6 protein-coding genes, 2 tRNA genes and 3 rRNA genes are annotated in these 13,399 nt (G+C 42.7%); 6 read left to right on the top strand and 5 right to left on the bottom strand.

The genetic code is table 11. The annotated features are described in order from the left end of the window. The first annotated feature begins 59 nt into the window (after window positions 1–59). The 6 genes from B7E04_RS00055 to B7E04_RS00030 all read left to right on the top strand — a co-directional run bounded on the left by B7E04_RS00055 (window position 60) and on the right by B7E04_RS00030 (window position 7,906). The gene (locus B7E04_RS00055) at window positions 60–2,399 is read left to right on the top strand and encodes a phosphocholine-specific phospholipase C (protein WP_080776585.1); all 2,340 of its coding nucleotides are present in this window, start codon (window positions 60–62) and stop codon (window positions 2,397–2,399) included. A 222-nt stretch (window positions 2,400–2,621) separates the two neighbouring features. After that, complete coding sequence (locus B7E04_RS00050; RefSeq protein ID WP_080776584.1) at window positions 2,622–3,200, top strand: hypothetical protein; 579 nt, start codon at window positions 2,622–2,624, stop codon at window positions 3,198–3,200. 100 nt (window positions 3,201–3,300) lie between these two features. Next, window positions 3,301–4,101, top strand: a complete 801-nt coding sequence (locus tag B7E04_RS00045; protein ID WP_080776897.1) for a WxL protein host-binding domain-containing protein — start codon at window positions 3,301–3,303, stop codon at window positions 4,099–4,101. After that, window positions 4,094–6,847 (top strand): COG1470 family protein, encoded by a 2,754-nt coding sequence (locus B7E04_RS00040; RefSeq protein WP_080776583.1) that lies wholly within the window; start codon window positions 4,094–4,096, stop codon window positions 6,845–6,847. The genes B7E04_RS00045 and B7E04_RS00040 overlap by 8 nt, the downstream gene beginning before the upstream one ends. Further along, window positions 6,844–7,368: a hypothetical protein gene (locus B7E04_RS00035; protein WP_165439384.1), complete on the top strand. Its 525-nt coding sequence runs from the start codon at window positions 6,844–6,846 to the stop codon at window positions 7,366–7,368. Before B7E04_RS00040 ends, B7E04_RS00035 begins: the two co-directional genes overlap by 4 nt. Before the next feature lie 10 nt (window positions 7,369–7,378). Continuing rightward, on the top strand, window positions 7,379–7,906 hold the full coding sequence (locus B7E04_RS00030) for a hypothetical protein (RefSeq protein WP_185117058.1): 528 nt from the start codon (window positions 7,379–7,381) through the stop codon (window positions 7,904–7,906). A gap of 218 nt (window positions 7,907–8,124) precedes the next feature. Here B7E04_RS00030 and rrf read toward each other — a convergent pair. The 5 genes from rrf to B7E04_RS00005 all read right to left on the bottom strand — a co-directional run bounded on the left by rrf (window position 8,125) and on the right by B7E04_RS00005 (window position 13,372). Continuing rightward, window positions 8,125–8,233, bottom strand: a 5S ribosomal RNA gene (gene rrf / locus B7E04_RS00025). A gap of 155 nt (window positions 8,234–8,388) precedes the next feature. Then, window positions 8,389–11,143 (bottom strand): 23S ribosomal RNA (locus tag B7E04_RS00020). Between the two features lie 200 nt (window positions 11,144–11,343). Continuing rightward, window positions 11,344–11,417: transfer RNA gene (locus tag B7E04_RS00015), tRNA-Ala, on the bottom strand. A gap of 103 nt (window positions 11,418–11,520) precedes the next feature. Further along, window positions 11,521–11,594, bottom strand: a tRNA-Ile gene (locus tag B7E04_RS00010). A gap of 261 nt (window positions 11,595–11,855) precedes the next feature. Next, window positions 11,856–13,372, bottom strand: a 16S ribosomal RNA gene (locus tag B7E04_RS00005). Together the 16S, 23S and 5S rRNA genes with 2 tRNA genes alongside form the textbook arrangement of a ribosomal RNA operon. Between the last annotated feature and the right edge of the window lie 27 nt (window positions 13,373–13,399).

The following is a 13,399-nucleotide window of genomic DNA, read 5'->3' as shown; positions in this document are numbered from 1 at the left end:
ACTTATAAACCGCAGGAAAATCCAGTTAACTTGCGGTTTATTTCTAATTTAGATTGAACATGAACAGAAGAGAATTTTTAGAAAAATCAAGCCTTTTGCTGGCCGGATTGGGAACTTCAAGTGTTCTTCATCCTGCTATTTTAAAAGCACTGGCTATTGAGCCTGCCGCACTGTCCACTTTTTATGATGCAGAACATGTAGTGATTCTGATGCAGGAAAACCGATCATTTGATCATGCCTTTGGAGCTTTAAAAGGCGTGAGGGGATTTCTGGACAAAAGAGCATTTGTAAAACAGGACGGCCATTCCGTTTTTTTTCAAAAAGATGATTCGGGAAAATATGCTTCCCCGGCAAGATTAGATCTTAGAAATACAAAATCTACGTGGATGAGTTCTCTGCCTCACTCATGGAGCGACCAGCAGAAAGCTTTAAACAAAGGAAAATACGACCGGTGGCTTCAGTTTAAAGCGTCCGGAAACAAAGATTATAAAAATATTCCGCTTACGCTGGGTTATTACAACCGTGAAGACCTTCCTTTTTACTACCAGCTGGCGGATGCATTTACGATATTTGACCAGTATTTCTGTTCATCCCTGACAGGAACTACACCCAACCGTCTATTTCACTGGTCCGGAACACTCAGGGAACAGCAAAATGGCAAGGTAAAGGCTAATGTTTACAATGAAAATATAGATTATGACAAGGCTAAGCAGGCCCACTGGAAAAGCTTTCCTGAAATTTTAGAAGAACAGAATCTCTCCTGGAAAATTTATCAGAATGAGATCAGTCTACCCAAAGGAATGTCCGGTGAACAGGAAGCCTGGCTGAGTAATTTCACCGATAATCCTATTGAATGGTTCTCAAAATTCAATGTGAAATTTTCAAAAGGCTATTATCAGAATATTCCCAAGATTATTGCTTATCTGAAAGAAGAGATGGGTAAAAAACCGGAGCAGAAGAAAAGATTTGAAACCCTGATTGCAGAGCTTGAAGAAGATAAAACCCAATATACTCCTGAAAATTATGCTAAGCTTTCACAGCTGGAGAAAAACCTTCACGAAAAGGCATTTACTACCAATATCAACGATCCTGATTACTGGAATCTGGAGATCGGGAATGATGAAAACGGAGAAAGACTGGTGGTTCCCAAAGGAGACGTTCTGTTCCAGTTCCGGAAAGATGTGGAGGATAAGAAGCTTCCGCTGGTTTCATGGCTGGTTGCCCCTGAGCATTTTTCTGATCATCCCGGATCGCCATGGTATGGTGCCTGGTATATTTCGGAGGTGCTCAATATCCTGACTAAAGATCCTGAAACGTGGAAAAAAACAATTTTCATTATCAATTATGATGAGAACGATGGGTATTTTGATCATGTTCTTCCTTTTGCACCACCGATGAACCCAAGTCAGCCGATCGATATGAATGGCAAAGAAGGGGTAGAATATGTGGATAAATCCCAGGAATATATGTCTGTTCTTCCCTTGAAAGATCATGAAAGGATAGAGGGAACAGTCGGTTTAGGTTACCGGGTCCCTATGATTATTGCTTCTCCGTGGACGAAGGGAGGTTTCGTTAATTCTGAAGTTTCGGATCATACTTCTGTGCTGCAGTTTCTGGAGAAATTCATCCATAAAAAATTCAGTAAAGATGTTAAGGTTAATAATATCAGCGACTGGAGGAGAGCGGTCTGCGGAGATCTTACTTCCGCTTTTAATTCTTCTGACACAAAAGCTCCCAAAATGGATTATCTTGATCAGAAAGATTACGCAAAAACCATCAATGCAGCCAAAACCAAGCCTGTGCCTGATCTGAAATGGCACAGTGAAGATGAAATCAGTGACCAATTACTTGACCTTCAGGAAAGAGGGACCAAACCTTCCCATGCACTTCCCTATCATTTTCATGTCAATTTCGGGAACGGAAAGATCAGAATGACCAATTTGAAAGACACGGGAGTTCCTTTGTTGATTTATGACAGAACCCAATTTAACAGTAAAGATTATTATTTTTCCTATGCCCTGTATGCAAAACAGGAGCTGTCTCATCCCGTTAATCCTGGAAAATATGATCAGGAAGTTTTCGGACCTAATGGTTTCTTCCGTAAATTCAGTGGAAATAGTCACCCTGAAATAGAAGTACAGTTCATCAGTAATGGTACGAAAAACGAAGCTGAACTTTTTTTCAAAACAAAAGGAAGTGCATCAGTCATTCTCGAAGATCTGTATGAGAAGAGCAAAAAGACAATTTCCCTGCAGCATCCTGAAGAAAAAATACGGCTTGATCTCAATAAAAATAAAGGCTGGTACGATGTAAAAATAACATTCAACGACCAGCTCTGGCATTTTGCAGGAAGAGTGGAAACCGGAAAAGTTTCTATTTCGGATCCGCACTGGATGTAGTATGGAAGATTACTAAAGCTGAAAGCCTTGCCCAAATTTGGGCAAGGCTTTTCTTATGACTGTAGTCATAGCTTTACACTGGTCTTTTATATAATTTGCATATAAATATTTCACGCATAATAAAATACCGTGATTAAATTAATATTGATATTTAAAATATAGGATTTTATTTTTATAATTTATTGATTTTTATTAAATTCACTTAACTAATTTACCAACATCATGAAAAAATCAAACTTAAGCCTTGCAGTATGCCTGATCGGTGCTGCATTTTCCGGCGGCCTGAAAGCACAAGACACCAATACGGACAACCACACCATTACCATTTCAGTTCCTGAAGTTGCACTGGTAGACATTGAGCCTGCAGCAACCAAAAACATTACTTTAGGATTCAGCGCGCCTACTGAAGCTGGTAACCCGGTTACGGCGGCGCCCTCAAACAATACATTGTGGCTGAATTATTCATCTATAAAATCAGTAGCAGATCCTACCCGTAACGTATCTGTAAAAGTGAATGCACTGATCCCGGGGATTGACATTCAGGTGACAGCTGCTGCTGCAACAGGAAGTGGTGCGGGAACATTGGGAACACCGGCAGCCCAGCTTATATTAAGTGCAGCAGACCAAACCATCATTTCAGGGATAGGAAGTGCCTATACAGGAAACGGAGCGAATAACGGACACAATCTTACGTATGCTCTTGCAGCCGGAAGCGGCCCTGGAGGAGTTGCTGCGTATGCTGATCTGCAGGCAACGGCCACTACTGTAGCTACAGTTACCTATACGATTTCCGATAACTAACCCGGATTCTCACTTTTAAAGTAAAAACAAGAAGAATTTGCCTGTCAGTTTCTTCCTGGTTTACTATTGCTTATTATTTAACTCTAAACTTTACATGATCATGATAAAGCGCATCTTCTTATTGATGTTTTTAATGCTGCAGTTTTGCTTTCTACAAGCTGGTATTGTTGTTCTTAACGGCCTTACCCATACTTATAAAGTGGAAAACGGAAAAGTGTATAAAGGAAAAATTGCGATAGAAAATACAGGCAGCAAATCCCAGAGTGTAAAACTGTTTTTGCAGGATTTTACTTATGAGGCGGATGGCTCCATTCATTATTCTTCCATTCGTACCAATACCAGAACCAATAGTGGATGGATCAAGCTTAATACGAACCTCATTACTTTAAAAGGAAAAGAAAAAACTGAGGTTTTTTACGAAATTACTGTTCCCGACCAGCCTGCCGGTCCCGGAAGTTACTGGAGCGTAATCATTGTGGAACCTGTAGAGGATATAAAACCAAGCAATGATCAGGCAGGGGTAAACATCACCTCGGTAATCCGCTACGCTATTCAGGTGATCACCGATTATGACACCGAAAAAGCAAAACCTGACCTTAAATTCGAAAGTGTAAAAATAGAGAAAGAAGAAGGAAAACAGACCGCAAAAATTGCAGTAGCTAATAACGGTAATCTGTACTGTAAACCAACGGTATCTCTTGAAATCTATAACCGGAAAACCGGGGAGCGGCTCGGAAACTACACAAGTATTGCCATGGGGCTGCTGCCGCAGACCTCCAAATCATTTCATATTGATATCAGCAAAGTTCCGGCGGATCTGTACAAAGCGGTGCTCATTGCTACCGATGAAGAAGAAAACGCCTTTGCACTCAATGTGGAGCTAGAAGTAAAGAATGATTAAAAACTGGATTTTATATATCGTCCTGTTCACCCTTTTCCCGGCACTTATTTTTTCTCAACGTCAGCCAAATCAGTTGGCCAGTAAAAAAGATAGTTTAATGCCGGGCATGTCCACATCTATTTCTTTCGCATTGGAAAACACCGCAGCAGAAAACAAAACATATGATCTCACGGTTACTACTTCAAGTCCCGTCATCGCTCCCATTCTGGCAAAGGCGGAATTTAAAATTGAAGCGAATGAGAAAACCGTTTATCTGGTCCCCATCCGCATTGCAGCTGAAGCGGCCCAGGGTACTTATTCTGTTATTCTTAACGGGACAGACCGTAATGACGGAACCTCTTTTACAAAAACATCCTGGATTCATATTTCCGGAAACAGGAAGCTTACCCTCGCCTCATTAAACTCACCTGAGTTTATAAGGGCTGGAGAAACAATTCACGCTTCCTTTCTTTTAAAAAACAATGGGAATGTCACTGAAAAACTGATTCTGGAAAGCAAGAATGCCATAGTAGATCATGATGCCTCTATCACATTAGCTCCCAATGAATCCAAAGTGATCAACATTTATAAAATTACCAATGCTGAGCTTGGACAGAACGAATTTCAGAATCTCAGCCTTTCAGTGTATTCAAAGGATAATCCAAAAGAAAACCAAACCGCTTACATTAGCACTAAAGTTATATCAGTAAGACCTGCAGAAGATGACATATACCATAGGTTACCTATTGCTGCTTCCCTTTCTTTTATTGGAATGAAGAATATGGGTATTTATGATGATGGATTTCAGGGTGAAATTTATGGTAAGGGAACTTTGGACAAAGACAATAAAAACCAGATCGAATTTCATGCAGTAACGGCGAACCCCGTTGAGTTCAATTCCTTTACTCAATACGAAGAATATTTTATCAATTATAAAAGGGATAATTTCTTTGTACATCTGGGAGACAAAACCTATTCTGCTTCTTATTTAACTGAATTTGCAAGATACGGCCGTGGTGCAGAAGTCCGGTATGATTTTAAAAGATTCAGCCTGGGAGGTTTTTATAATCATCCACGGTTTTTCAGGGATATAAAGGATGAATTCAATGTGTATTCCACCTTTAAAATTAGGAAAGAATCGGAGATTACCGCCGGATACCTGTATAAAATTCCAAGGAAGGAAGAAATGAATTTTGGAAATCTAAGACTGGATTCTGAAGCTCATCTTCCGTACACTGCCGGAAAGTTCAGGATCTCAAAAAACATCACAGTTTCCGGGGAAGCTGCCTACAGTAAAACCGAGCAGATGGAAGGGACAGCCTATATGGGGCAGGCACAGGTATCTTTTGAACGGCTTAACGGAAATATTATGTATATGAGGGCCAGTCCGGAATTTGCTGGCTATTTTACCAATACCAGTACGTTTACAGGATATATTCAATATAAAATTTCAAAAAAGATCAATGCATTTGGAAATTATATCCGTGATGCTAAAAATTTTCAACGGGATACTTTATTTTATGCAGCTCCATACAGGGATTTTCTCCAGTATGGGCTTCAATACAGATATATTCCTACTGGTTTTATAACGCTCTATCATGGATTCCAAAAATACCAGGACCGTCTGGAACCGAAACAGTTTGATTATAATGAACGCTATTTTAAAGTAAGCATTGATCAGCAGATAGGGATGTTCCAGGTAAATCTACAGGGACAGTTTGGAAAAACGGATAATTATCTGAGCGGATTCAGTGGAAATTCCAGTTTTTATACCACGAATATTGCGTTTGAAAAGTTTAAAACCTCTTTCAATATTTATGCGAGTTATTCCATCACATCACGTTATCAGATGCAGAATGACAAGCAGGTTTATTATGGAGCAAGGATTTTAAGCCGGTTTTCCGACAAAACCAGTCTGAGCCTTTTTTATCAGAATAATTATATGCCGGAAGAATATTTCAGGGACCGGAATCTATTTGAAATTTTATTTCATCAGCAGCTATTTCCCGGCAGTGAGCTTGATCTTTCAGGAAGATATTCTTTGCAGCGCGGCCAGCTGGGTAATAAAGATTTTATATTTTCACTGCGGTATACTTTACGCCTTAATGTGCCTGTTCAGAAAACTGCTGAATATACTTCCTTATCCGGAAATATCAGCAATCTCGGTGTAAGGAAGACGGGAGGTATTAAACTGATGCTGGGAAGTTATTTATCCATTACCGACAATAACGGGAACTACTTGTTCAAAAATGTTGTTCCGGGAGATTACTTTCTTGAAATAGACCGTTCTACAGCAGAGATTAATGACATAACTGATATTTCTTTACCTGCTTCACTCCATCTAGCCGGGGAAGAAAATACGTTCAATTTCGGATTAACTACTGCAGCAACGATTAAAGGAAATATCCAGCTTTCGGAAAATGATAAAGAGCAATACAGCTTTGCCCAGTTCCAGCCTAAAACAGAAAAAAAGAAAAAACAGAGCATCATCATCGAAGCTACAAAAGGTGAACAGACGTACCGGAAAATAGCATTTATCGGTGATTCTTTTGATTTTACTTATTTACGTCCCGGAGAATGGAAAATCAAGCTTTACAGGAATGGTCTTGACAAGCGATATAAAATAGCAGTGGATTCATTTCAGTTTAATCTTAAGCCTTCAGAAATACAAAATATAGAGATTCACATTATAAAACAGCAGAGCGAAATTAAATACCAGCAGGAAACAATAAAGGTAGGATACAACAAAGTAAAAAAGAAGCCATGAAGTTAAAAGAATATATATTAGGTCTGATATTTTGTATGGTATCCGGAATTTTGCAGTCACAGACTTTAGTTTCGGTCTCCCTGCCTGTAGTAACTTTACTGGATGTGGAGCCTGCTGGAACATTAACACTGAATTTTACGGCTCCTACTGAAGCAGGACAGGCCTTGACCGCTCCTGCTGCCAACACCACGAAATGGATCAATTATACTTCTGCTATAGCATCCGGCGGGCTGACAAGGAGGGTTACCGCTTCCATTAATCAGGTAATTCCCGGCGTTAGTATAAGAATACAAGCTGCTGCTGCCTCAGGAGCTGGCGGAGGCACCTTAGGGACATCATCAGGGTTGGTTACGCTATCCACAACCGCAGCAACTATTATTACAGGGATAGGAGGTGCTTTTACCGGAACCGGAGCCAATAATGGTCACAGACTTACGGTAAGCCTTGCGGTAAATACCTATGCCAATCTTTCATCACGAACAAACACTCCTGTCGTTATTACGTATACCATTACCGAATAAATTAAAAGAAATGAAAAGTTCAAACCTTACTACCTTCCATAAAAAATTCTCTGCAAAATATATATGTATTGTTTTGTTTATTCTGCTTAGCCAAATCAGTAAAGCACAATCAGTAACAGTTTCCGGCACCAACTGGACCCCGAGTATTCCTACGATTACTGAGGCAGGGAGTAACTATGCCGGGACGTATCAGAGTGCTACCAACCAGGTGATTCTCGGAGTCAGTGTCCCTTTGTTATTAGGTAACGGGAAGGTGTCCATCCACTATGAGCCCAATCCTACTTGGAATAATTCCCTGGTATTATCAGCCAAAAGAACCAGCAACGGTACAACGCTATGTGCACTGTGTACGATAACAGGAGGAACCGCTTATCAAACTGTTACCCAGACAGCTATTGAATTGTTTAGGGTACAAGCTGTATTGTCACTTGCTTCGTATACAGGGATTAATGTTCAGCTGCAATTAAGTGGCGTATCTGTAACGATTCCCGCAGCCAGCTATAACAGCAAAGTAGTATTCACAATAAGTGGAATCTAAATTTATAATTGATCAATAATGATTGATAATTGATTTGAACAGAGTATGGATACTGGGTATTCATTACTCATTACCCTATTACCTATTGCTTATTGCTTATTGCTTATTGCTTATTGCTTATTGCTTATTGCTTATTGCAAAGGTAATGGGATGTGGATCTCTGATAGGTACCAAACAAAAAACGTCTCACACAAAACTGTATGAGACGTTTTAATAAAAACTGGCGGCGGCCTACTCTCCCGCTTGTCGCAGTACCATCGGCGCTGGTGGGCTTAACTTCTGTGTTCGGAATGGGAACAGGTGAGCCCCACCGCTAAAACCACCCTAAAGAAGGTATATATTGTACAATGTCGGATGTATCATGTACAATGTATTTACATTATACTTTCTACAACCTACAGGGTACAAGTTTTAAGCGATAAAAACTTTCACAAAGACAAAACCTTTACTGCGCATAAAAGGCTTGTTATATAGCAACCATAGGCTATAAATCTACGGGTAATTAGTACTACTCGGCTATGCTGTTACCAGCTTTACACCTGTAGCCTATCAACGTCGTCATCTACAACGACCCTTAAAAGATGTCTCATCTTGAGGCGAGTTTCGCACTTATATGCTTTCAGTGCTTATCTCTTCCAAACATAGCTACTCAGCGGTGCACCTGGCGGTACAACTGATACACCAGAGGTTTGTTCAATTCGGTCCTCTCGTACTAGAATCAAGCCCTCTCAAACATCTAACGCCCGCAATAGATAGAGACCGAACTGTCTCACGACGTTCTGAACCCAGCTCGCGTGCCACTTTAATGGGCGAACAGCCCAACCCTTGGGACCTTCTCCAGCCCCAGGATGTGACGAGCCGACATCGAGGTGCCGAACCTCCCCGTCGATGTGAGCTCTTGGGGGAGACTAGCCTGTTATCCCCGGAGTACCTTTTATCCTATGAGCGATGGCCCTTCCATACGGAACCACCGGATCACTATGTCCTGCTTTCGCACCTGATCGACTTGTTGGTCTCACAGTCAAGCACCCTTATGCCATTACACTCTACGCACGGTTACCAAGCGTGCTGAGGGTACCTTTGAAAGCCTCCGTTACTCTTTTGGAGGCGACCACCCCAGTCAAACTACCCACCACGCAATGTCCTTCAATATGAAGTTAGGCTCCAAGTAAGTAAAGGGTGGTATTTCAACGTTGGCTCCACCAACACTAGCGTGCCAGCTTCAAAGCCTCCCACCTATCCTACACATTACTTACTCAAAGTCAATACGAAGTTATAGTAAAGGTTCACAGGGTCTTTTCGTCCCATTGCGGGTAATCGGCATCTTCACCGATACTACAATTTCACCGAGCTCGTGGCTGAGACAGTGCCCAGATCGTTACACCATTCGTGCAGGTCGGAACTTACCCGACAAGGAATTTCGCTACCTTAGGACCGTTATAGTTACGGCCGCCGTTTACTGGGGCTTCAGTTAATGCCTTCGGTTTAACCCTAAGCACCTTCCTTAACCTTCCAGCACCGGGCAGGTGTCAGACCCTATACAGCATCTTTCGATTTAGCAGAGTCCTGTGTTTTTGATAAACAGTCGCCTGGGCCTCTTCACTGCGGCCACCATTGCTGATGGCGTCTCTTCTTCCGAAGTTACGAGACTATTTTGCCTAGTTCCTTAGCCACGACTCACTCGAGCACCTTAGGATTCTCTCCTCGACCACCTGTGTCGGTTTTGGTACGGGTTGCTTCACTTCGGCTTTTCTTGGATCCGAGTTCACTACAGCAGCTTCGCCCGAAGGCTAGGCCTTGACTATTCCGTCAGTCTCCAGTAGCTACATCGAACCGTCCCCTTTTTAGTGTGAGCAAGTATGGGAATATTAACCCATTGTCCATCCACTACCCCTTTCGGGTTCGCGTTAGGTCCCGACTAACCCTCAGCTGATTAGCATGGCTGAGGAAACCTTAGTCTTTCGGTGAGGGGGTTTCTCGCCCCCTTTATCGTTACTTATGCCTACATTTTCTTTTCTGTCCGCTCCACAATACCTCACGATACTGCTTCAGCGCAAACAGAATGCTCTCCTACCAGATGTATTAATACAAATCCATAGCTTCGGTAATATGTTTATGCCCGATTATTATCCATGCCGGACCGCTCGACTAGTGAGCTGTTACGCACTCTTTAAATGAATGGCTGCTTCCAAGCCAACATCCTAGCTGTCAATGCAGTCCAACCGCGTTGCTTCAACTTAACATATATTTGGGGACCTTAGCTGTTGGTCTGGGTTCTTTCCCTCTCGGACATGGACCTTAGCACCCATGCCCTCACTGCCGCAGAACATTTATTAGCATTCGGAGTTTGTCAGGAATTGGTAGGTGGTGAAACCCCCGCATCCAATCAGTAGCTCTACCTCTAATAAACTCATTTGCGACGCTGCACCTAAATGCATTTCGGAGAGTACGAGCTATCTCCCAGTTTGATTGGCCTTTCACCCCTACCCACAGGTCATCCGAAGACTTTTCAACGTCAACCGGTTCGGTCCTCCACTCTGTGTTACCAGAGCTTCAACCTGCCCATGGGTAGATCACAAGGTTTCGCGTCTAATCCTACTAACTAACTGCCCTATTCAGACTCGCTTTCGCTCCGGCTCCGGTACTTAATACCTTAACCTCGCTAGTAAAATTAACTCGTAGGCTCATTATGCAAAAGGCACGCCGTCACCCAACTTGTGGGCTCCGACCGCTTGTAGGCGTACGGTTTCAGGTTCTATTTCACCCTTCTATTCGAAGTGCTTTTCACCTTTCCTTCACAGTACTTGTTCACTATCGGTCTTTCAGGAGTATTTAGCCTTGGAGGATGGTCCCCCCATATTCAGACAGGATTTCACGTGTCCCGCCCTACTCATTTATCATCTAAATATGCCTTTCAAATACGGGGCTATCACCCGCTATGGCTGTTCTTTCCAGAACATTCTTTTAAACATATTAAGACTTTTGGGCTAATCCGCTTTCGCTCGCCGCTACTTACGGAATCTCTTCGATTTCTTTTCCTCCGGGTACTTAGATGTTTCAGTTCTCCGGGTTTGCTTCCCCTAAGGGATGACATATCTTCAATATGCCGGGTTGCCCCATTCGGACATCTGCGGATCAAGTCGTGTGTGCCGATCCCCGCAGCTTTTCGCAGCTTACCGCGTCCTTCTTCGCCTCTGAAAGCCTAGGCATCCGCCATACGCCCTTAACGATTTCTTTCCTATTTTTGGTTACTCAAGCGCTCTTATGCGCTCGGTTTTCTCTTTGTGATGTCTTTACCGTTAATGTCAATGATCTTTAATGCTTGTATTAATGTATTATGTACAATGTAAAATGTACGGCTCTCGTACTTTTTTGATACATTTTCCATAAATACCCTCATACAGTGTACTCTATACTTTCGTACGTGGTACAATTCGTGGAGAATAAGGGAGTCGAACCCTTGACCTCCTGCGTGCAAGGCAGGCGCTCTAGCCAGCTGAGCTAATTCCCCCTCTAGTTAAGATTAAATGATTAAAAGATTTAATGATTAAATAATTAACGCTCGCTAATGTTTTAATCTTTCAATTTTTTAATATTTAAATCCCTTTAATTAGTAGTCTCGGGCAGGCTCGAACTGCCGACCTCTACATTATCAGTGTAGCGCTCTAACCAGCTGAGCTACGAGACTTTGTTATGAGTAATGGGTGATGAGTAATAAGTAATATTTTAATATCCTTTTTTTCCTCGCTTCATTCTCAATCTCTTCCCTTTTACTAATTTCTAGTGGGTTTTATTTTATAATTGATAGATGATGATTGATGTTTTATCAGTGATCAATTATCATTTATCTTTTATTTATATCAACCAAATAAAAAACTAAAGCTTAACTTTAAGCAGAATCAATGTACATCACTGTACTTAATTTTGTTTAACGTTCTTCAACGCTCTAAAATGAGATGTTCCAGCCGCACCTTCCGGTACGGCTACCTTGTTACGACTTAGCCCTAGTTACCTGTTTTACCCTAGGCAGCTCCTGTTACGGTCACCGACTTCAGGTACCCCAGACTTCCATGGCTTGACGGGCGGTGTGTACAAGGCCCGGGAACGTATTCACCGCGCCATGGCTGATGCGCGATTACTAGCGATTCCAGCTTCATAGAGTCGAGTTGCAGACTCCAATCCGAACTGAGACCGGCTTTCGAGATTCGCATCCAGTCACCTGGTAGCTGCCCTCTGTACCGGCCATTGTATTACGTGTGTGGCCCAAGGCGTAAGGGCCGTGATGATTTGACGTCATCCCCACCTTCCTCTCTACTTGCGTAGGCAGTCTCACTAGAGTCCCCAACTTAATGATGGCAACTAGTGACAGGGGTTGCGCTCGTTGCAGGACTTAACCTAACACCTCACGGCACGAGCTGACGACAACCATGCAGCACCTTGAAAAATGTCCGAAGAAAAGTCTATTTCTAAACCTGTCATTTCCCATTTAAGCCTTGGTAAGGTTCCTCGCGTATCATCGAATTAAACCACATAATCCACCGCTTGTGCGGGCCCCCGTCAATTCCTTTGAGTTTCAGACTTGCGTCCGTACTCCCCAGGTGGCTAACTTATCACTTTCGCTTAGTCTCTGAGTCCGAAAACCCAAAAACGAGTTAGCATCGTTTACGGCGTGGACTACCAGGGTATCTAATCCTGTTCGCTCCCCACGCTTTCGTCCATCAGCGTCAGTTATAGTTTAGTAACCTGCCTTCGCAATTGGTGTTCTAAGTAATATCTATGCATTTCACCGCTACACTACTTATTCCAGCTACTTCAAATATACTCAAGACATGCAGTATCAATGGCAGTTTCACAGTTAAGCTGTGAGATTTCACCACTGACTTACACATCAGCCTACGGACCCTTTAAACCCAATAAATCCGGATAACGCTTGCACCCTCCGTATTACCGCGGCTGCTGGCACGGAGTTAGCCGGTGCTTATTCGTATAGTACCTTCAGCTTTCCACACGTGGAAAGGTTTATCCCTATACAAAAGAAGTTTACAACCCATAGGGCCGTCATCCTTCACGCGGGATGGCTGGATCAGGCGCTAACCCATTGTCCAATATTCCTCACTGCTGCCTCCCGTAGGAGTCTGGTCCGTGTCTCAGTACCAGTGTGGGGGATCACCCTCTCAGGCCCCCTAAAGATCGTAGACTTGGTAGGCCGTTACCCTACCAACTATCTAATCTTGCGCGTGCCCATCTTTATCCACCTCAGTTTTCAATTCCAAATGATGCCATCCGGAATATTATGGGGTATTAATCTTCCTTTCGAAAGGCTATCCCCCTGATAAAGGCAGGTTGCACACGTGTTCCGCACCCGTACGCCGCTCTCTCTGTTCCGAAGAACAAATACCGCTCGGCTTGCATGTGTTAGGCCTCCCGCTAGCGTTCATCCTGAGCCAGGATCAAACTCTCCATTGTATGTTTTTCCTGACCCGCTCAAAGTTT

The organism is Chryseobacterium phocaeense, from assembly GCF_900169075.1.
Taxonomy (GTDB): Bacteria; Bacteroidota; Bacteroidia; order Flavobacteriales; family Weeksellaceae; genus Chryseobacterium; species Chryseobacterium phocaeense.
The sequence above is the reverse complement of the archived record's forward strand: the minus strand, read 5'-3'. Positions and strand labels throughout refer to the sequence as shown.

Coding starts and splice junctions, on each gene's coding strand:
- B7E04_RS00055 (WP_080776585.1), top strand. CDS start 60: ATGAACAGAAGAGAATTTTTAGAAAAATCAAGCCTTTTGCTGGCCGGA.
- B7E04_RS00050 (WP_080776584.1), top strand. CDS start 2,622: ATGAAAAAATCAAACTTAAGCCTTGCAGTATGCCTGATCGGTGCTGCA.
- B7E04_RS00045 (WP_080776897.1), top strand. CDS start 3,301: ATGATAAAGCGCATCTTCTTATTGATGTTTTTAATGCTGCAGTTTTGC.
- B7E04_RS00040 (WP_080776583.1), top strand. CDS start 4,094: ATGATTAAAAACTGGATTTTATATATCGTCCTGTTCACCCTTTTCCCG.
- B7E04_RS00035 (WP_165439384.1), top strand. CDS start 6,844: ATGAAGTTAAAAGAATATATATTAGGTCTGATATTTTGTATGGTATCC.
- B7E04_RS00030 (WP_185117058.1), top strand. CDS start 7,379: ATGAAAAGTTCAAACCTTACTACCTTCCATAAAAAATTCTCTGCAAAA.